Origin of the sequence: Roseateles aquatilis, from assembly GCF_002205645.1 — a bacterium.
In the GTDB taxonomy this organism is placed as follows: Bacteria; Pseudomonadota; Gammaproteobacteria; order Burkholderiales; family Burkholderiaceae_C; genus Roseateles; species Roseateles aquatilis.
On sequence record NZ_NIOF01000003.1, the window covers coordinates 308,893 to 329,001 of the forward strand.

Sequence of the window (20,109 nt, forward strand, 5' to 3'; positions counted from 1 at the left end):
ATGCTCACCCGACTCATTCAATTTGCGCTCTCCCAGCGGCTCTTTGTGCTGCTGGCCGGGGTGTTGCTTGCGGGCGCCGGATGGTTCGCGTTCAAGAACCTGCCGATTGATGCCTTCCCCGACGTGTCAAGCACGCAGGTGAAGGTGATCATGAAGGCGCCCGGCATGACGCCTGAGGAGATCGAGACTCGCATCGCAGTGCCGATCGAGGTCGAGATGCTCGGCATCCCGAAGCAGCGGATCCTTCGTTCCGTTTCCAAATACGGCATCGTCGACGTGACGGTGGACTTCCAGGACGGCACCGACATCTTCTGGGCTCGCCAGCAGGTCTCAGAGCGCCTGGCCAACATCAGCGGCGATCTGCCAAGCGGCATCAGCGGCGGCATGGCCCCGATCACGACGCCCCTCGGCGAGATGTACATGTTCACGGTCGAGGCACCGGACATGACGCTCGAAGAGCGGCGCAACGTGCTGGACTGGGTCATCCGTCCTGCGCTGCGCGCGGTGCCCGGCGTAGCCGACGTCAACGCACTCGGCGGCAAGGTGCACAGCTTCGAAGTGGTTCCTGATCCCGTCAAGCTTGCTGCCGTCGGGCTGTCCACCGCAGACGTCGCCAAGGCCATCGAGGTGAACAACCGCAATGACGGCGCTGGCCGACTGGGCGAAGGCGATGAGGTGCTGCTGGTCCGAACGGAAGGCAGCATCAAGACGCAGGACGATCTGCGCGCCATCGTGGTCAAGTCCGACAAAGGATTGGCAGTCCGGCTCGGGGACGTAGCCATCGTGCGCAACGGTTCCGTGACGCGATACGGCGTCGTCACCCAGAACGGCAAGGCCGAGGCGGTTCAGGGCCTGGTGCTGGGTCTGGCTGGTGCCAACGCACAGAAGGTCGTCGAAGGCGTGACCGCCAAGTTGGACGAACTCAAACCGACCTTGCCCAAGGGCGTGAAGGTCAAGGTCTTCTACAACCGGGCGGATCTCGTCTCCAAGGCGGTTGGCACGGTCTCGAAGGCGTTGCTGGAAGCCACGCTGCTCGTGCTTGTGTTGCTGGGCGCGTTTCTCGGCAATGTGCGAGCCGCCGTGGTCGTAGCGCTGGTCCTGCCGCTTTCGGCGTTGTCGACGTTCCTGCTCATGCGCTACGCCGGCATGTCGGCCAACCTGATGAGCTTGGGTGGTCTCGCCATCGCGCTGGGCATGCTGGTGGACGCCGCCGTCGTCGTGGTCGAGAACGTCGTGCAGCACATGGGGCACGACAAGGGGTCATCGAAACTTCCGAAGCTTCACGTCATCTTCCGCGCAGTGCGGGAGGTGGCCGCTCCGGTGTCGGCGGGCATCCTGATCATCGTGGTGGTGTTCCTGCCGCTCCTGACGCTGCAGGGACTGGAAGGCAAGTTCTTCGTGCCGGTGGCCATGACGATCGTGTTCGCCTTGGCCAGCTCGCTGGTGTTGTCCCTGACGATCATCCCCGTGCTGTCGTCCTTCCTGCTGAAGAAGGTGGCGCACGAGGACCCGTGGCTGCCGCGCAAGCTCCTCAAGGCCTATGAGCCGGTGCTCGACTTCGCACTGCGCCGCTCCAAGGTGGTCTATGCCGTCGCCGGCGCCCTGCTGGTGATTGCCGCCGGCGTCTACATGATGGTCGGCAAGACCTTCATGCCGGCCATGGATGAAGGCGACATCATTGTCGGCATCGAGAAGCTGCCTTCGGTGAGCCTGGAGCAGACGGCCGCACTCGATCTGAAGATCCAACAGGCGTTGATGAAGGACATTCCCGATGTCACCGGTGTGGTGGCTAGAGCGGGTTCGGACGAGATCGGTCTGGATCCGATGGGACTGAACCAGACCGACACCTTCCTGATCCTGAAGCCGCGCGCCGATTGGCAGGTGAAGAACAAGGGCGAGCTGATCGAGAAGATCCGCAAGGTGCTCGATCAACTGCCTGGGATCAGCTACAGCTTCACGCAGCCGATCGACATGCGCGTTTCCGAGATGATCATCGGCGTTCGTGGCGATCTGGCAATCAAGGTCTTTGGTCCGGACCTGGACAAGCTCAACGAGTTCGCCGCGCAGATCGAGACGGTGATGAAGCAGGTCCCGGGCAACCAGGACGTGTACACCGTGCAGAACGACGGCGTGCAGTACCTGCGTGTGGTGGTGGATCGGCTGGCCGCGGGACGGTATGGCCTGTCAGTGGAGGATGTCCAAGACGCGCTTCGCGTGCAGATCGAAGGTCAACGCGCGGGTACCGTCATCGACGGCACGCGTCGCATTCCGATCGTGCTGCGTGGACCGGACAGCGTGAAGGTCTCTCCGGCGGAGTTCGCGGCCCTGACGCTCACCGGTGCGGGCGGCCAGGCGGTCCCCCTGCAAGAGGTGGCAAGGCTGGAGCGCGAAAGCGGTCCCGTGAAGATCGACCGCGAAATGGGAAGCCGTTACAGCGTGGTCATCGCCAACGTCGCGGGTCGCGATCTGGTCGGCTTTGTGGAGGAGGCCAAGGTCAAGGTCGCCGAGGCAGTGAAGTTGCCCACCGGCTATCGCGTCACCTGGGGCGGCCAGTTCGAGAACCAGCAACGCGCGGCCGAGCGGCTGACCCTGGTGGTGCCGCTCGCACTCGGCGTGATCTTCATCATCCTGTTCACGACCTTCGGCTCGGTGCGACAAGCGCTTCTTGTGCTGTCGAACGTGCCCTTCGCGATGGTGGGTGGCATCGTCGCGCTGTGGGCGACAGGAGAGTACCTGTCGGTGCCCGCATCGGTCGGCTTCATTGCGCTGCTTGGCATCGCGGTGCTCAACGGGGTCGTGCTGGTGACCTACTTCAATCAGCTGCGCGCCGCCGGCATGTCACTGCTCGACTGCGTGACGCAAGGCGCGAAACGGCGGCTGCGACCCGTGTGCATGACTGCGCTGATCACGGCCTTCGGCCTGATCCCGCTGCTCTTCGCGACAGGACCGGGCTCCGAGATTCAGCGCCCTCTGGCGATCGTCGTGGTCGGCGGCCTGATCACGGCAACGGCGCTCACGCTGATCGTGCTGCCGATCCTCTACCTGCGATTCGCTGAGCCAGCCAAGAAGGCCGATGCGCCGGATGACGCATCCGGCCCCTCCGCGGCCGTCACCGTCGAGGAGCCCGCTCATGGTTAAGTTGTGCCTCTCCCTCATCTGCTCGCCGTCCAGCGAGGAGCAGGTGCTCGACGAGCTCCTGCAGATCCAGGGCGACAACCTGTTCACGAGCTCGATGGCGTTCAGCCATGGCCTGGCGCCAACGCGCATGGCCGCCAGTGAACAGGTGCTTGGCCGCAGCGCGAGCGCGGTCGTTCAGGTCATCGTCGAAGAGTCGGCGATGCCGCCGCTGATTACCCACCTTGCGCATGCCTTCAAGGGCACCGGTATTCGCTACTGGGTGACGGTGGTGGTCATGGACGGAGAAATGTGATGAAGAAATGGAAATTCGTACCCGTGGCGCTGTTCGGGGTCATCGCCGCAGCATGCGCAGCCCAGACGGTGCCGGTGACGCCATCCGCCGATCTGCCTTCGGATGAAGTGGGCATCCGGTTGATCCAGGACGACCCCTCCGTCGCCCAGGCTCGGTTCGCGCTCGAAGCCGCTCGCCAAAGGGCTCAGGGGTTGAACGTCGGCCCCAACGAATGGGCCGCCCGTTCGACCATTCAGCGGCGTCGCGATCGAAGCGTCAACGCCAGCAGCAACGAGTGGACTGTGGGGATCGAACGTGCGATCCGGATCAACGGCAAGGCCGGCATCGATCGCGATCTTGGCGAGGCTCACATTCGACTGGCGACATCGCAGTTCGGTGAAGCTCGTCACGAGGCCGCTGCGGAGTTGATGACCCTTTGGCTCGATTGGACCGCCGCGCAGCGCTTGCAGGCGCTGTGGCAGGAGCAGGTCCAGTCTGCGCAGGAGAACTTCAAGACCGTCGACAAGCGTCGAACGGCCGGGGATGCGTCAACCCTCGAACTGAACTCCGCGCGTGCTGATCTGGCCGAGGTGCAACGCCAACTGTCGCTGGCCTCCAACGAGGAGGCCCGTGCCCGCGCGAAGGCTGCGACCCGGTTCCCGACTCTGCGTCTGGAGCCGACGCCGGCCGGAGTACCCAGTTCGATGGGAGGCGACCCGCTTCAGTGGCGGGAGCGGATCCTTAGCGAGAGCGAGGAGCTGCGCAGCGCCCGCGAGGCCACGCGGCTGGCAGAACTGGTGGCTTCGCGCGCTCGGGCTGACCGCATCCCCGATCCGACCGTCGGCGTCTTCACCAGCTCCGAGCGGGCCGGTGCCGAGCGCATCGTGGGGCTGACGTTCGGAATGCCGATCGGCGGCAGCTACCGCCAGGCGCAGGAGCGCGAGAGCCTGCAGCAGGCCGAGGCCTCACGCGCGGCAGCTGATCTGGTGCAGCGTCAGCTCGAAGCGCGAGTGGCGCAAGAGATGGCCAATGTCGAAGGCAGTCTCGAGCGCTGGCGTCTGTCCAACCAGTCGCTCGATGTTGCTCGTGACAACGCGCGCCTCACGCAGCGTGCTTACGCCGCTGGCGAAGCTGATCTGCAGACGCTGCTGCTCGCAAGGCGTCAAGGCATCGACGCCGCGCTGGGTGCCGAGCAGGCCCGCACGGACGCGCTTCGATCGCGATATCGCCTGCTCATCGACGCCCACCTGATCTGGGGCCTGGGCGCCAACTGAGTTCCCGTCCTTCCATCCACCACCTGAGAAAGACCTCATCAATGTTCGGACGTTTTGCCCGGCCCCTCATGGGCGTAGGACTCCTCCTCGCCGCCTTCGCAGCCCAAGCCCACGGCATCTCCGAGGCCGACAAGCAGCGCATGCTGGACGGCGGCTACCTGCAGTACATCGGGCTGGGTGCCAGCCACATGGTGACTGGCTATGACCACCTGCTGTTCCTGTTCGGCGTGGTGTTCTTCCTGACGAAGTTCTCCGACGTCGCGAAGTTCGTCACCGCCTTCACGCTGGGCCACTGCATCACGCTGATCTTCGCGACCTTCCTGAAGATCACCTGGAACTTCTGGCTTGTCGATTCGCTGATCGCGATCAGCGTCATGTACAAGGCCTTCGACAACAACGGCGGCTTCCAGACCTATCTGAACCGCAAGTCGCCGAACCTGCTGATGGTGGTGTTCGGCTTCGGCCTGTTGCACGGCTTCGGGCTGTCGACACGGCTGCAGCAGTTGCCGCTGGGCGAGGACTCGTTCGGCATGCTGATGCGCATCCTGAGCTTCAACGTCGGCGTGGAAATCGGCCAGATCGCCGCACTGGTCGTGATGGTGGGACTGCTGTCCCTCTGGCGAAAGCGTGAATCGTTCACCCGATTCAGCCGGATGGCCAACCACGGCCTGATGACCCTCGGCGGCCTGCTGCTGCTCATGCAGCTTCACGGCTACCAGCACGACAGCGGCCCCGACGAATTCCGCTTCCCCGCGAAGGAACACCAGCACGCGCATGAGGACCTGGATGTCGAGAAGAGCATCCAGACCGAGCGCGAAAGCCTGTGACGCCGACGGCTATCCATAAGTCCTGATTTCCCCCACCAATCCTTGGAGTCATCCATGAAGAAGTTCATCACTGTGGCAACCCTCCTGGCCGGTGCCGGCCTGTCCGGCCAGGCCATGGCCAGCGGCGCATCGGACTGCCATTTCCACGGCAACGCCGTTGCCACTCAAGCGACCGTGTCTACCTGCGCGGCCAAGTATCAGAAGGATCTGATCGCCTCCGGAAAGATCGCCAAGTCCTGGGCTGCGGTCAAGGAACCGGCCTCCTTCGAGCAGATCGACGGCGAGAAGGGCAAGGAGTGGAAGGTGACGTTCAAGGACCCGGCGGCCGCCGACAAGTCCAAGGAGTCGCTGTACATGTTCTTCACGGCGCAAGGCAACTTCATCGCTGCGAACCACACCGGCAAGTAAGCCGTCTGTGAGGCCCGGCGGCGCAATAGGCGTCGCCCGGCTTTCCCGTTCTCGTCGCTACAAGCGGACGGAGGGTGAGATGCTGGATGTCCTCAAGAATCGAACTTATCGCCACCTGTTTTTTGCGCAGGTGATCGCACTCGTAGGAACAGGCCTGGCCACGGTGGCTCTGGGTCTTCTGGCGTACGACATCGCTGGTGCCGACGCCGGCGCCGTCCTCGGAACCGCGTTGGCCATCAAGATGCTGGCCTACATCGGGGTGGCCCCGATCGCATCGGCCTTCGCCGAGCGCGTTCCTCGTCGCACGCTGCTTGTCACCCTGGACCTGGTGCGAGCCGCGGTTGCGTTGTCGCTGCCCTTCGTCACGCAGGTCTGGCAGGTCTATCTGCTGATCTTTGTGCTGCAGTCCGCGTCCGCGGGCTTCACCCCCACGTTCCAGGCCACGATTCCCGACGTGCTCCCGAAGGAGGAGGACTACACGAAGGCGCTCTCGCTGTCCCGCTTGGCCTATGACCTGGAGAGCCTCGCGAGTCCCGCACTGGCCGCAGCGCTGCTGACGGTCGTGAGTTTCCACAGCTTGTTCTTTGGCACGGTCGTCGGTTTCATCGCATCGGCAGTGTTGGTGGTCTCGGCGATCCTTCCCAAGGCCAAGATGCCGCCCAAGCGCAGCATCTACGAGCGCACGACACGCGGAAGCCGCATCTACCTGGCTACCCCACGCCTGCGGGCACTGCTCGCGCTCAACCTGGCTGCCGCATCGGCCAGTGCCATGGTGATCGTCAACACCGTAGTGATGGTGCAAGGTCAGATGAGGCTGTCGCAGAACGCCACGGCAGCCGCCCTGGCCGCGTTTGGTGGCGGCTCCATGCTTGTGGCGTTGGGACTGCCCCGCTTGCTGGATCGATTGTCCGATAGACGCGTGATGCTGAGCGGCGCTGCCGTTCTATGCGTCGGCCTCTTCCTGGGGCCGTTTGCCATGGAGTCGCTGGTCACTCTGGTGGCACTATGGCTCGTCATGGGCGTGGGGTACTCGCTGGTTCAAACGCCGTCAGGCCGTCTCCTGCGCCGCTCTGCGCGTGAAGAGGATCGACCGGCGCTCTTCGCAGCGCAGTTCGCGTTGTCTCACGCCTGCTGGCTGATCACCTATCCCGTGGCGGGCTGGTTGGGCGCACGCGCGGGACTGGCAAAGAGCTTCGTCGTGCTCGGAGGCATCGCAACCATCGCGGCGACGCTGAGTGCTCGACTCTGGTCTCGGGCGGATCCCAAGGAAGTCGCGCATGAGCACGCCGAGCTTGACGCCTCGCATGCGCATCTCCAGACGGCGGAGGCCGGCCAGCCGCACAGCCACGACTTCGTGATCGATGACCTGCACAAGCGCTGGCCCAGCGCTGGCGAACCAGGGTCGACAACGGGGCGAAACGGCAAACCCTGATGAACTGTGGTGCTTCGATGGCGCACATCCTGACGGCGCATCCGGGGTTGGGGAACTTCCTACTCTGGTCGTTCGGGATTCTCTTCGTCGGCGTCGTGGTCCTGGCTGTTGCCTCTGCCCGGACGCGGCGCAAGGCCAATCGCCAGCGCAATGCGGAGCACGGACAAGGCAGGCGAGGCCACGCGGCCGTTGCTCGGCGAAGGAAGAGCGGACACCGTTGAACAGCGGCGTACCGCGCGCATGTCCGAGCGCCATGTCCGAAGCAGAAAGGTAACGCTCCAATTTCGTATCCAACCGACTGTTCTCATGAAAATTCACCTGGCCCTTGCATTTCTGACGCTGTCCATGGGGACGTTGGCGTGCGCGCAAGACCGCATCAAGGCCGCCCGCAAGCAGAGTCCATCGATTGCGTCAATACTGGCCGCCTGGGACTCGTACTTCAACGCCAACAATCTCGTCGGGATTCCGATGGACCGGTTGCCCGCGAACGGCGAGTGTCTTCTGTGGTTCCCTCAAAAGAAGCAGTCGGATCAACCTCCGTCGGTGAATTGCTCTCAGATGACTTCTGCGGCCCCGGGCGCCGTGCTGGTCTCTCGCGAGCGCGATGCCAGCGTCGTCGATGTCGCTGTCTACGGCTCCCGCGTTGCGGCGCACGTGATCGCGCGAGGGACCTTTGGCGTACGCGCCGGCAGCATCCTCCGAGTCACTTCCCCGACGAGTCTCAGCAGGACTCCGCCGTGATCGACCGCATCGTGCGACCTGTCCTGCCTATACGCGCGGCCGGGCACGCTCTATGTCGGGTCTTGTGCAGCTAACAAACTTGTCATCGCTACGACAGGTCCGTTGAAAGCGACAGATTTCTAAAGTGCTGTTCATGGTGGATGCGGTAGGTGCTCTTGTTGAGCACGGCTCCACCGGAACAAGGAGATCTGTATGAACCGAACCGTTGCTATGATCGCTGTCGCTGCCAACCTGTTCGCCGGCCTGAACGCGCCGGTCGCAGCACAGACGACCGAGCGTCTGATGAACGGAAATTCCATCTACGGCGTGCCGTTCGCAGGTCAGAAGACCGATTTCGTCGTCGACCTCGATTCGCGCAAGGCCATCAACATCGAATGCGGCCAGACCGTGCAGTTCCGCCAAGGCGGAAAGACCTTCGCCTGGAAGTTCGACGTCGTCGGGCACCGCGCGGTAGACCTGTCCAAGATCGCTCCGGCGGGATTCTCGAGCAAGCCGTTCAAGGTCTACGTCGACAAGAACGAAGGCGAACGAGCCTGAAACCCACGAAGCCGCACCAGCGGCTTCGCCTTTTTGGGGGATGCCATGGATGGGATCAAAGACACGAGGTTCGGCGCCGCCACGGCGAAGCAGGCGCAGGATTCAGATGAGTGGCGGGCGCAGGCGCTGGTATTTCGCGGTAAGCGCCAAGCCATGCTGGCGAGCAACATCGCCAACGCTGACACGCCCAACTACAAGGCGCGCGACATCTCGTTTGCAGACGTTCTGAAGGCCTCAAGCCAGGCCGAGGAACTGACCGACCAGGATGGCAAGGACAGGGGGGTGGCTCGGGAAGTGCCGCTCATACCCTCGAGCACGCTGGCGTTCGCAGGCTACAGGCAGCCGTTGCAAGACAGCATCGATGGCAACACCGTAGAGGTCGAGCGCGAGCAGGCTGAGTTCGCTCGCAACACGATTCTGTACACCCTGGCGATGGCATCGCTGGATGATGAGGCCACGGAGTTCAAACAGGCAGCTGCGCTGCCAAATGCTGCGTCGCCCACGAGGCGTGGCTGATCACTGATCAGTTCGCGACTGACCTGTGGGTTCGTCGCGGCCGGTTCAATCGCCTCGAGTCATCGCGGCGAGGGCGTCGAGCGCCGCATCTTCGGCAAGCTCCGGGCGGTCGTATTCCCCCTCGATCGGCACGCGAATAGGCGACCCTAGTTCGGGCGGCGGGGTGAGCACCAGCACGGCCACGAAACGCCCGGACTCGTTGCAGTCGACCTCGAGGTTCGAAACCCAGCCCTCGTCCATCAGCCCTCCGATCGGTGTTTGCTTCCGAAAGCCAAATGGTAGGCCCAAAGAAAAGGGGATGCGCGATGCGCATCCCCTTCGCCTTTACCTTGCAGAAAGCCTAGCCTTAGAAGCTGTGGCGCACCCCCACTTCCGCGCCGGAGGAGTTCTGGCCGCCCAGCATGCCCGCCGGCGTCGTGTACAGCACGGAGCTGCGAGCGGCGCCCTTGTTGGTCACGCGAGCCACGGTGCCGTAGAGCGCCGTGCGCTTCGAGAAGTCGTAGACGTAGCCCAGCGCCAGGCGGGTGCTGTCGTCGCCATCGGCGAAGCCGGAACCAACCGCTCCGCCGGAGCGGTTGGCGTTGGTGTAGCCCACGCGGATCTGACCGACGGTCACCGGGATGGTCGCGCCCACCGAGATTTCGGTCGACTTGCGTTCGCCCCACTTCTTCACGTCAACCAGGGTGTGCAACACGCCCCACGGCGACTTGTAGTTGAACAGCAGGTTGTAGTTCTTGAACTTGGACAGGTTGGCGCCGACATCCGTCGTGCCGTAGGCACCGCCGACCAGGAAGCTCTTGTCTTCGTAGCCGATCCGGCCGCCGTAGTACTTGTTGCCCACGGTGCCTTCGCCTGCGGCGACATGGAACTGACCGTAGACGCCACCCAGGTTCTTCGGCAGGAAGTAGCTCACGCCGTTGTCCGTACGCTGGATCGTGGTTGCACCACTGCCCAGGTTCGCGCCGCTGCCATAAACAAAGATGCCGCGAGATCCAACACCCACGATGCCAAATTCATCGTTGAGCGTGTTGTTGTAGGTCGGGGTGGTGTCCCGGCCTAGGCGAACCTCACCGAAATCACCCATCAGGCTGATCGTCGAGCGGCGGTTCCAGTATTTGCTGGCGTTGGAGGTGCCGGTGTCCAGATCGATGCCCGACTCCAGGTGGAAGCCAGCCGACAGTCCGCCGCCCAGTTCTTCAACGCCACGAACGCCCAGCCGGCTGGTTGTGTTCCCACCGGACGTCACGCCCTTGACCGTACCCGCGTTGCCGTTCTTCACCTGGCGCACGGCAACGTCAGCGACGCCGAACAGCGTGACGGACGAGGTTTGCGCGAAGGCCGAGCCGGCAAGCGCGCTGCATGCCAATGCCAAGAGGACTGGCTTATTCATGAACTTCTCCTATTCGATGGTCGATGCATAGAGACGCGATTCGCCTCAAGCACGACGCAGGCTAGGGAGAAGAGCAAGGGAAATCCACGAGTTCTACCGATTGAGCGGGGGCGTACTCGCGCACGGTGGTCCAAACGGTCGTGAGACGTGTCGCTCAGGACACAGCCGAAGCAGCAGGAAATTTCTGATGCGAGGTCACATGTTCGACACGTCCCAGACTGACCAACGCCATCGACGTTGAAGCTGACGAACCGGTAATCAGGCCGTCAGTTGTTGGTCAATGCCTGGTCTCTAGTCTCTCGTCTGCTCGCGATGTACCGGCGACGCGAGTGTCCCGAAGATGCTCAGCAAATGCGCCAGTACCAAGAAAGGCGCTCGATGAGAAGACAAGACATTCAACTGATTTCCAGGGCAAGGCGAGGAGACGCTGCGGCCTGCTTCGAGGCCGGGCGCTTGTACCTCGAAGGGATGAAGGGATTCCCGCGGCACGTGCCGCTCGGACTCGAGTACTTGAGTCAGGTCGAGACCCTCAGGGAGGACGAAGCTCAGCGGCTGATCGTTGAGGCGCTCGACCTGCATGAGATCGCCGTACACGGACGTGTCTCCACGCTTGAGCGGGCTGCTCGCTTTGGCAGCGGAGAAGCGCAGCTCCGGGTCGCGATCTGGAATCTGCTCACGCAGGTGGATCAAAGCGAGGCGGTAGGCTGGCTTCGGCTTGCCGAGAGGTCTGGTCAAGACGGCGCAAAGGAGGCGCTGACGCTACCCGCCTCCGCGGTTGACTCAGACGACGCCGCGGTGCTGCGCGTGAAGGCCCTGCTGGGCGTGCCAAAGATTGGGTGGCCGGAACTGATCGCGCTGGTGATGGAGCGGGCCCTCATGAGGAAAGAGCCGCGCCTTCTGCTGCGAGCCCTCGCAGTGAGCCTGGTCCTCGGGCAGTTGTCCAACTCCACCCTTGCCGATCAGGTGTACGCCGCGATCAGCTTCGCCAAGTCGATCCCCGATGTGCGAATCACGGTCGATACCAAGGCCATTGAGGTATTGCTGGATGACTGCGTGGATCGAGGGAACTGCGCTGCGGCGTTGCTGCTGGGCCAGGCGCTGAGCGGCAACAACGTCGGATCGATTGGCTGGGACATGCTGGTGCAGGCGCCGAACAGACGCAAGGCTTCCGCACTGCTCATGCGGGCAGCCGATGCAGGCTACGGCGAAGCGTGGACCCGCCTCTATGAACTGCATGCCAACAACCATAGCTCCGTGGCAAATCCTCCGATGGCGCGATTCTTCTTGGAGAAGGCTGCTGCGAGCGGGGACGTTTCCGCGCAGCGCCGGCTGGGTGCGACCATCCTGCGCGCTGCTGCATCGCTACGCGATGCGGAACAGGGGATGCACTGGTTGTACCTGGCCTCGCAGTCTCAAGACTTCCAAGCCCAGGCGCTGATCCGCACTTTCATCCTCCCTGTTCAAGGCTGCGAGGCCGACGCGGCGCGCGGCATTTTCGAAGTGGCCAAGACCAACGGCGCCTTGGCCGCGCGGTTGAGGGTGGCAAGAGACTTTGGGCTGACCAAGCTGGAGGCCATGACGGTGGACATCGTCGAAGGACTTCGGCCCTGGGGCTTGGTGGTGGGGAAGAACCCGTTTATCCAGCATGCACGACTGTCTTCGCCGCGGGCTATCCCTGCGCTCTCCTCATCGACCCTGCAGACACTGAAGCGCAGCGTCGGCTACTTGGCTGATGGCGGCGTTCAGGGCTCAGGACCGCGTGATGTCGAGCTACGGCATCGCGCGGCCCGGTTGAAGCAAGCGTTGGACAACCACGGGCTGTCCGAGTCTCTCTACTTCGCGAAGGCGAGCTCTGACGCGCTGGATGCCATGCGCGGTGGACCTCGGTGGGCGCGCCAAGTGAAGGTGCAGCTGGATGCTGCCATGGGGCACGAGGAAGAGGAGCTTGGCTGAAATGTTCAACGCTGCCTGGTCGCCGGCGCCCCTCCAACTTGTTCCTGCTGCGCCGATGCGTCAGATGGCTGGTGCAATTTCTGTGGTTGTGCCGGTCTTCAATGAAGCGGCCAGCCTGAGGACGTTCCACGAGCGACTGAGCTCCGCGCTGCTGTCTCTGGATCGCCGCGTGGAGATCCTGTACATCGACGACGGCAGTACCGACGGGACGCGGGACGCATTGAACGCGCTTCGGGCGCTGGACCCCCGCGTGGGTGTCGCCTCCTTCAGCCGAAACTTCGGCAAGGAGGCGGCGATGACCGCCGGTCTTCATCTGGCCCGCGGCGAAGCGGTGATCCTGATCGATGCCGACCTCCAAGATCCGCCTGCGTTGATCCCCGAGATGATTCGCACTTGGGAGGAAGGCGCCGACGTCGTCACCATGAGACGGAGATCGCGCGCAGGAGAAAGCTGGCTCAAGACGTTCTCGGCGTACGCCTTCTACCGCGTCTTCAACATGCTGTCGGACACCGCCATGCCGCCCGACGTGGGGGACTTTCGTCTGCTGAGCCGACGCGTCGTGGACGCCATCAATCGGCTCCCGGAGCGCAACCGCTTCATGAAGGGCTTGTTCGCATGGGTCGGATTCAAGGTCGTCACGATCGACTATGACCGGGACGCGCGAAACCAAGGCCACACCAAATGGGGGTTCCGAAAGCTCTGGCGCTTTGCGGTGGAGGGGATCGTCGGATTCTCGACCGTACCGTTGAAGATGGCCACCTACGTGGGCCTGACCTGCGCGGTAGCGTCCTTCGTCTACGCGGTGTACTTCCTTGCGAAGACGGCGCTGTTCGGCGAGCCGATACATGGGTTTCCGACTCTTATCATCAGCATCCTGATCCTCGGCGGCCTTCAGCTGATGGCCATCGGAATCCTCGGTGAATACGTGAGCCGCCTTTTCATCGAGTCCAAAGCCAGGCCGCTGTACCTGATCGAGGAGTTCCGTCCTGCGGTCTCATCCCCACCCCTGTGGGTCGCCGGAGCCAGGCCGTGGTGAGCCGCGCCTTGGATGTACTCGAAGCTGCCCATACCCCTCCCAGAGCGATATCGACCACGTTCTGGGTGGTCGTCTCGTTGGTGCTCTGCATCGGCCTCCGCCTGCTGACGCTGGGAAGCTACCCGCTCTCGGACAACACCGAGGCCCGGTACGCGGAGATTGCGCGAATCATGATGTCGGGCGGCGACTGGATCAATCTTCATCTGCCAGGGGATGTCGTCTTCTGGGGCAAGCCGCCGTTGTCGACCTGGTTCTCCGCACTCGGTCAACTGGCGCTCGGTGCCAACGAGTGGGGTGCTCGCCTGCCCATGCTGGTGCTCGCCATGATGGTCACGCTGATCGTCTGGAGATGGTTGCGCGACTCCAGTTCCCGCGAGGCCATTCTTGGCGTCGCCGTGTTGTGGGGAAGCGCGGTGTTCTTTGTCAGTGCCGGCGCGGTGATGACCGACATGGCTCTGACGTTCGCTGTAACGCTCAGCATCGGCGGCTTCTGGTGGGCCATTTCCGGGACCACCTTGACCAGGGTGCGTCTCGGCGCATTGGGTCTCTTTGTTGGGCTTGCCTTGGGACTGCTGGCGAAGGGTCCGGTGGCGCTTGTTTTGTCCTTGTTCCCAGTTGGCGTGCATGCCCTGAGTTGTCGCGGCGCCTTCAGAGACGTGAGGTCGCTGCCCTGGATCAAGGGTGGGCTCCTGTTCTTGGGTATTGCGGGACCTTGGTACGCGCTGGCGGAGCTTCGCAGTCCCGGATTCTTGGAATACTTCCTCGTCGGTGAGCACTGGAGCCGGTTCACGCAGCCGGGATGGACCGGCGACCTCTATGGCACCGCTCACGAGCAGGCCAGGGGAATCGTCTGGGCATACCTGGCGGTGGGATTCTTGCCGTGGAGCCTGCTCCTACCCTGGCTGCTGATCGGCAGGCGCCGGCCAGCGAGGCGGGTCGCCGCCGACACGCGATCGGAGAGATCCCCGGACACGGCGCTACTCGTCGCATGGGCGCTGACCCCAGCGCTGCTGTTCTCGGCCTCGAGGAACATCCTCTGGACGTACGTTCTTCCGGCCGCGCCGGCGTTGGCGATCCTTGCCGGGCGCTGGCTTGCGCGAGATCCGAGGCAGCGCGTCGTTCACGGGCTTGTCGCGACCGGACTCGTCGTCCTGACCGGCGCGGTCGCTGCGCTGCTCTCGAGCCAAGGGTCGATGGGCGCCATCCGATCGGCATCCGGCGTGCTGCTTCCGCTGCTGTCTGGCGGCCACAAGGCTTCGGAAGTGACGTTCCTCAATGCACTTCCGTACTCCGCTAGTTTCTACACGGGCGGCAAAGCGCACGACGTGATCAAGGACGAAGAGCTTGACCTTTGGCTTCGCCGGGATCCGAAACTCGGTCCGCTTCACGAGCACGAGTTCCTGGTGACCACCGAGAAGTCCTGGCGCTCCCTGTCTGAGGGCCGCCGCTCCCAGCTGCATGTGCTCTTCGATGCCGATGGCTATGTCCTGCTGGTCCGCGCAGGGCCGGCCGGATGAATCAGGGGACGCTGCCCAACGCGGCGCGCGCACGCGAAGCCGGCGTGACACCTCATCAACTCGCCGCGCCTTTTGGTCGCGGCCTCTGCGCCGCAGCCGTCACGGCGAAATCGTCGACACGCGGCACACCAATTCTGGAGATTGATCAATGTTCATAGCCATCGGGTGGGCGCTCGCCTTGGCTTGCATCTTCGGCGTGTTCATTGCGCACGGGGGCAATATCGGTGTCGTGCTCAAAGCCTTGCCTTTCGAAATGACCACCATCTTCGGTGCGGCGATCGGCGCCATGTTGGCGACCAATCCTCCCAAGGTCATGAAGGCGACGGTGAAGGGTCTCGCGGCCTGCTTCAAGGGCAGCAAGTACACCAAGGCGCGCTACATGGAGCTGCTAGCGCTCATGTACGACATCCTTCAGAAGGCTCGCAAGGAAGGCCTGATGTCCATCGAGAAGGACGTCGAGGATCCGCACAGCTCGCCGCTGTTCCAGAAATATCCTGGGGTGGGCAACGATCACCACGTCACCGAGTTCATCACCGATTACCTGCGGATGATGGTCTCGGGAAACCTGAACGCGCACGAGATCGAGTCCCTGATGGACGCTGAGATCGATACGCATCACCACGAGGCCTTTCTCGCCGTGATCGCTGTGCAGCGCCTGGCAGGCGGTCTGCCGGCCTTCGGCATCGTGGCTGCGGTGCTGGGCGTGGTGAACACCATGGGCTCGGTAGGTCAGCCGCCCGCGGTGCTGGGCGGAATGATCGGCTCCGCGCTGGTCGGTACTTTCCTCGGGATCCTGCTGGCCTACGCTTTCGCTGAGCCGCTGGCCGGCGCGCTCGAATCCAAGGTGGACGAGGCCGGCAAGGAGCTTCAGTGCATCAAGACCACGCTTCTGGCTTCCATGCAGGGTTACGCGCCGCAAGTGGCCATCGAGTTCGGTCGCAAAGTGCTCTATTCGACCGAGCGTCCGTCGTTCGTCGAGCTTGAGAGCTATGTGAAGGCCAAACGTTGAACTCCGCGAATCCGCAAAGTGGAAGAATGAAGTTGGATCGCATCGCCCCGGGTGCGCGTACTTCCTACAGCGCCTGCGTGCGGCCATCGAGGGTGAGGTCGCATTTCGGCAGAATATGGCTTGATGCGGTCGTGTTGAAGCAGCTATTGCGATGCACGGAGCCCTGAGACGTTCATCCGCAGCCACATGCCGGCTGAGCGGACTAGATAAATTGTTCTGCCTTCCCGATGGCCTGCGGCCGTAAGCGTGCGTGAAGCCAAACTGCCGCGGAGGGCATCGCTCGCCCGTCATCGGCATTACCGATTCAACGCAGGTAAGACTTCAACATGGCAGCGATGGCATCTGTTTCTGCGGCACGGGTGGCTTCATCGAGCGTTGGATCTCCCAGATGCTCCCGCAGATGCCCTTCGAGCACTTCAGACATCAAACCATTGACGGCGCCGCGAATCGCTGCGATCTGCTGCAGGACAGATAGACACTCTGCCTCCTGCTCGACAGCGCGTTCTAGCGCCGCCGCTTGTCCCTGGATTCGGCGGATACGGGTGAGCAGCTTCTTGCTGCCATTGACGGTGTGTGCCATGGCTCCATTGTAGGAGGGGACACACCGCGCGGCCATATACTGGGGGGTAGTATCAACAACCGCAGAATCAGCATGTCTCCCACGCTGTCAACCACGCCATGGCAACACACGCACGTTTTTGACGAGGGCAATCTTCTGGCCGAGCGCAAGACGCGATGGGCGGTGATGCTCACTGTCATCATGATGGTGGTGGAGATCGCAGGCGGCTATGCCTTCAACTCAATGGCGCTTCTGGCCGATGGCTGGCACATGAGTTCGCATGCGGTGGCGCTGGGCGTTTCAGTTCTGGCCTACGCGGCCGCGCGGCGTTTTTCGTCGGACGGACGCTTTGCCTTCGGCACCTGGAAGATCGAAATTCTCGGCGGCTACAGCAGCGCACTGCTTCTGATGGGTGTGGCGGGACTCATGCTGTTCCAGTCCGTCGAGCGTCTCATCACGCCCACACCAATCCACTACGAGGAGGCGATCGGCATTGCGCTGGTCGGTCTGGCGGTGAACCTGGTCTGCGCCTACTTGCTCAGGGGTGAGCACCGTCACCATGAGCATGGTCACGCCCACGGTCATGGTGAGGGCCACCATGCCGATTTGAACCTTCACGCGGCATATATCCATGTCCTGGCTGACGCCGCAACATCGGTAATGGCAATTGTTGCGCTCGTCGCCGGCATGCTGTGGGGGGCCAACTGGCTGGATGCTGTCATGGGCGTCGTCGGCGCGATCCTGGTCGCCGTTTGGGCTGCAGGTTTGCTGCGGGATGCGGGCAAGGTACTGCTGGACGCTGAGATGGACGCACCGGTGGTCCAGGAAATCCACGAAGTCATTGCCGACAGTCCGTGGCCAGCTGCCATCAGCGATCTTCATGTGTGGCGAGTCGGGCGCGGGCGGTATGCGTGCATCGTTGCACTGGTCTCAGCCAGCGATGCAACACCCACCGACTTCAAACGGCTGCTGGGCGTGCACGAGGAGCTCGTTCACATCAGCGTTGAGATCAATCGAGTCTCAGCCTGATCTGGGTGTGTCCGGACAAGAACAGGGCCGATCCTGGTGCGCAAGGCTCGCTAGGCAGGCCAAGCTTCTCCGGCGGGGGCGAACCGCACGACCTGCTGATGGATCCCCTTGCCACGAGCCAATCCAGTTTCTTGGAGGTGCCCAGCAATACAAGTTGTCTTGCCGGCATCAGGTCGAAACGGCGAAGGTGCCCGCGCCTGCATTTAGGCAGCGCGCCGCAACAGGGTTGCTCTTCGGGCATGTGATCTCCTCGCTTGAGCTGGCAACCCTTGGCGCTCTTGAACGCTAGTCTCGCGAGAAGCCCCTGGGTGACGTCCTGTCCTCGTAGCCGATCAAGCAGGACCCGCCGACGGCCATTGAAGGCCAACGACCGTCCAACCGCCCTGGGAGCCAGCGAATACCTGTCCTCCGTGCATGATCGCCACGGCCCGCACGATGGCCAAACCCAGGCCGTGATGATTGCTCGACTGGCCCCGTGCGGGATCGCCTCGCACGAAGCGATCAAACAGCCGGGGCAAAAGCTCTGGTGGGATGGCCGGTCCTGGATTGCGCACCGAAACGCGTACGAGGTTGGGCGCCGGCGACGCCAACTCGATGAAGATCGCCTCGCCATGCGGCGTGTATCGCGCCGCGTTGCCAACCAGATTGACGAGCGCACGGCGCACCAGCCCTGCATTGCCTGCGGCCCGAGCGTCCCCCTCGACGAGCAACCGCACGCCTTGCTCCTCGAAGAGAGGCTCGAAATAGTCGGCGATGTGTTGAGCCTGCGATCGCAGGTCCAGCGAGACTAGTTGGTCGGCCAGCAGCCCTTGGTCCGCCTTGGCCAGGAACAGCATGTCGTTGACCAAGCTCGACAGCTCACGCAGTACCTCCAGGTTCGTGGCCAAAACCTCGCGCAGCTCGGCCGCGGGGCGCTCTCGAATCAAGGCCACCTCGGCGCTGCTAATCATCGTGGCCAGCGGCGTACGCAGTTCATGGGCCACGTCCGCGCTAAAGCCTTCGAGTTGACTGTAGGCCGCCTCCACGCGGCCCAGCGCGCTGTTGAAGGCTTGGACGAGCTCTTGCAGCTCCGCAGTCTCGACGGGCGTCAATCGCGAGGAGAGCGAACGCGGATTGAGTGCTGCGGCTTCCTCGGACAGCTGCTGAACCGGGCGAAGCGATCTACGGGCGATCAATCCGGCGACCATCACAATGAGTGCGACGCCGACGCCGCACACGATGGCCAGACGAGTTCCGTATCGCCGCAGCATCGCTTCCTGGTCGCGGGAGTCGATCGCAACGATCAATTCTTGTTTGCCCAGAACGGGATGGTCCTCAAGCGAGACTTGACGCGCCTGCATCGACAAGCCGTCCTCCCGGCGGACTTCCAATCTGCCCGCAATCGTCGACATCTCGGGGGGCGCACTGCCGCCGTAGAGCACCCGGCCGTCTCGGTCCAGCAGCCAGATGCGCATCTGCCCATGACCGATCAGGACGTCATTGAGGTGATGCGTCAACGCGGGCAGGTCCGCCGGGACGCGGACCTCCTCCAGCAGATGCTCCACGACATCGATCTTCCCTTCCAGATCGTGATCCCGGGCCCGCTCCACCTCCCGCTGCAAACCACTGTGCAGCAGCAGCGCGACCGCGACGAACACGGCGACGGCCAGCAGCGTCAACGCGAGCGTCAAGCGCTGCGCCATCGAGCGCGGCGCGCGCGTGAGGGGAGCGCGCAAGGCCTGCCGCGACGTGTCGCCCGTCAACCCCGATCCTCCAGCACGTAGCCCATCCCACGGACCGTGTGCAACAGTGGCCTGTCAAAACCCTCGTCCAATTTCGCGCGCAGTCTTCGTACCGCGACGTCGATCGCGTTTGTCTCGCTGTCGAAGTTCAGGTCCCATACCTGTTCCGCGAGAACGGTTCGTGACAGGACCTCTCCCTGACGACGAAGCATTACGGTGAGTAGCGTAAATTCCTTCGGAGAGAGCTCAAGCCTTCGACCCGCGCGGGTGACCTTTCGCCGGGCCAGGTCGACGTCCAGATCTCCCAGGCGCAGCGAGGTCAACGGCTGCGACGCGTGGCTGGCGCCGCGACGCAGCAGCGCCTCGATGCGTGCGAGCAGTTCGGTAAAGGCGAATGGCTTGATGAGATAGTCGTCCGCCCCCCCTTTGAGGCCTTGCACGCGGTCTTCGACCTTGTCCCGCGCAGTGAGCATCAGCACAGGCGTGGATTTGTGTTCCCTGAGTCGCCGCAACACCTCAAATCCATCCATGCCTGGGAGCATCACGTCCAGCACCACCAAGTCGTATTGACCCTCGACGGCCAGATGCTGCCCATCGATCCCGTCCTCTGCCACGTCCACCACGTAGCCGCTCTCGCTCAGGCCCTTTTTCAGATAGCTGGCAAGGCGAGACTCGTCTTCAATCACCAAGATTCGCATGGATCGAGTGTGACGCATGATGCCCCTCGCAACGAGGACGACCACATTACCGG

Annotated in this window: 19 protein-coding genes; 14 read left to right on the plus strand and 5 right to left on the minus strand. The window is 63.2% G+C overall.

Translation table 11 applies throughout. The features are described 5' to 3' along the window. The 9 genes from CDN99_RS09660 to flgB all read left to right on the plus strand — a co-directional run bounded on the left by CDN99_RS09660 (nt 1) and on the right by flgB (nt 9,144). The gene (locus tag CDN99_RS09660) at nt 1-3,138 is read left to right on the plus strand and encodes an efflux RND transporter permease subunit (protein ID WP_088384638.1); all 3,138 of its coding nucleotides are present in this window, start codon (nt 1-3) and stop codon (nt 3,136-3,138) included. Further along, a complete protein-coding gene (locus tag CDN99_RS09665) occupies nt 3,131-3,430 on the plus strand; it encodes a DUF3240 family protein (RefSeq protein ID WP_158218801.1) in 300 nt (99 codons plus the stop codon). The genes CDN99_RS09660 and CDN99_RS09665 overlap by 8 nt, the downstream gene beginning before the upstream one ends. Further along, entirely contained in the window at nt 3,430-4,683 is a 1,254-nt protein-coding gene (locus CDN99_RS09670; protein WP_088384640.1) for a TolC family protein, read from the plus strand. Before CDN99_RS09665 ends, CDN99_RS09670 begins: the two co-directional genes overlap by 1 nt. A 41-nt stretch (nt 4,684-4,724) precedes the next feature. Beyond that, on the plus strand, nt 4,725-5,510 hold the full coding sequence (locus CDN99_RS09675) for a HupE/UreJ family protein (RefSeq protein ID WP_088384641.1): 786 nt from the start codon (nt 4,725-4,727) through the stop codon (nt 5,508-5,510). A gap of 54 nt (nt 5,511-5,564) precedes the next feature. Then, a complete protein-coding gene (locus CDN99_RS09680) occupies nt 5,565-5,918 on the plus strand; it encodes a DUF6488 family protein (protein WP_088384642.1) in 354 nt (117 codons plus the stop codon). A 79-nt stretch (nt 5,919-5,997) separates the two neighbouring features. Continuing rightward, nucleotides 5,998-7,350 (plus strand): MFS transporter, encoded by a 1,353-nt coding sequence (locus CDN99_RS09685; RefSeq protein ID WP_088384643.1) that lies wholly within the window; start codon nt 5,998-6,000, stop codon nt 7,348-7,350. Between the two features lie 306 nt (nt 7,351-7,656). After that, nucleotides 7,657-8,091 (plus strand): hypothetical protein, encoded by a 435-nt coding sequence (locus tag CDN99_RS09690; protein WP_088384644.1) that lies wholly within the window; start codon nt 7,657-7,659, stop codon nt 8,089-8,091. A gap of 192 nt (nt 8,092-8,283) precedes the next feature. Further along, nucleotides 8,284-8,628 (plus strand): CzcE family metal-binding protein, encoded by a 345-nt coding sequence (locus tag CDN99_RS09695; protein WP_141100723.1) that lies wholly within the window; start codon nt 8,284-8,286, stop codon nt 8,626-8,628. 45 nt (nt 8,629-8,673) lie between these two features. Beyond that, the gene (gene flgB, locus CDN99_RS09700; RefSeq protein WP_088384645.1) at nt 8,674-9,144 is read left to right on the plus strand and encodes a flagellar basal body rod protein FlgB; all 471 of its coding nucleotides are present in this window, start codon (nt 8,674-8,676) and stop codon (nt 9,142-9,144) included. A 45-nt stretch (nt 9,145-9,189) separates the two neighbouring features. On the opposite strand, the gene CDN99_RS09705 is transcribed toward flgB, so the two are convergent. Together CDN99_RS09705 and CDN99_RS09710 are read right to left on the minus strand one after the other, a co-directional pair. Beyond that, nucleotides 9,190-9,384, minus strand: coding sequence for a hypothetical protein (locus tag CDN99_RS09705; RefSeq protein WP_088384646.1), 195 nt, complete (start codon nt 9,382-9,384; stop codon nt 9,190-9,192). A gap of 106 nt (nt 9,385-9,490) precedes the next feature. After that, a complete protein-coding gene (locus CDN99_RS09710; protein ID WP_088384647.1) occupies nt 9,491-10,534 on the minus strand; it encodes a porin in 1,044 nt (347 codons plus the stop codon). A 378-nt stretch (nt 10,535-10,912) separates the two neighbouring features. Between CDN99_RS09710 and CDN99_RS09715 the strand changes: the two genes are divergently transcribed. From CDN99_RS09715 to motA, 4 genes are all read left to right on the plus strand, one after another. Further along, entirely contained in the window at nt 10,913-12,487 is a 1,575-nt protein-coding gene (locus tag CDN99_RS09715; protein WP_141100724.1) for a tetratricopeptide repeat protein, read from the plus strand. Nucleotide 12,488: 1 nt separating this feature from the next. Then, a complete protein-coding gene (locus CDN99_RS09720) occupies nt 12,489-13,523 on the plus strand; it encodes a glycosyltransferase family 2 protein (protein WP_238139449.1) in 1,035 nt (344 codons plus the stop codon). Beyond that, nucleotides 13,517-15,040, plus strand: coding sequence for an ArnT family glycosyltransferase (locus tag CDN99_RS09725; protein ID WP_158218802.1), 1,524 nt, complete (start codon nt 13,517-13,519; stop codon nt 15,038-15,040). Before CDN99_RS09720 ends, CDN99_RS09725 begins: the two co-directional genes overlap by 7 nt. A gap of 148 nt (nt 15,041-15,188) precedes the next feature. Further along, the gene (motA, locus tag CDN99_RS09730) at nt 15,189-16,049 is read left to right on the plus strand and encodes a flagellar motor stator protein MotA (RefSeq protein WP_088384650.1); all 861 of its coding nucleotides are present in this window, start codon (nt 15,189-15,191) and stop codon (nt 16,047-16,049) included. Between the two features lie 304 nt (nt 16,050-16,353). Here the strand turns inward: motA and CDN99_RS09735 are convergent, their stop codons facing one another. Beyond that, nucleotides 16,354-16,629 carry a metal/formaldehyde-sensitive transcriptional repressor gene (locus tag CDN99_RS09735; protein ID WP_088384651.1) on the minus strand — a complete coding sequence of 92 codons (276 nt, stop codon included), beginning with the start codon at nt 16,627-16,629 and terminating at the stop codon, nt 16,354-16,356. A 72-nt stretch (nt 16,630-16,701) separates the two neighbouring features. On the opposite strand from CDN99_RS09735, the gene dmeF reads away from it, so the two are divergent. Next, nucleotides 16,702-17,637: a CDF family Co(II)/Ni(II) efflux transporter DmeF gene (gene dmeF / locus CDN99_RS09740; protein WP_088384652.1), complete on the plus strand. Its 936-nt coding sequence runs from the start codon at nt 16,702-16,704 to the stop codon at nt 17,635-17,637. A 332-nt stretch (nt 17,638-17,969) separates the two neighbouring features. Here dmeF and CDN99_RS09745 read toward each other — a convergent pair whose 3' ends face one another. Next, complete coding sequence (locus CDN99_RS09745; protein ID WP_088384653.1) at nt 17,970-19,379, minus strand: heavy metal sensor histidine kinase; 1,410 nt, start codon at nt 19,377-19,379, stop codon at nt 17,970-17,972. Beyond that, entirely contained in the window at nt 19,376-20,056 is a 681-nt protein-coding gene (locus CDN99_RS09750) for a heavy metal response regulator transcription factor (protein WP_088384654.1), read from the minus strand. Before CDN99_RS09750 ends, CDN99_RS09745 begins: the two co-directional genes overlap by 4 nt. Nucleotides 20,057-20,109: the final 53 nt, after the last annotated feature.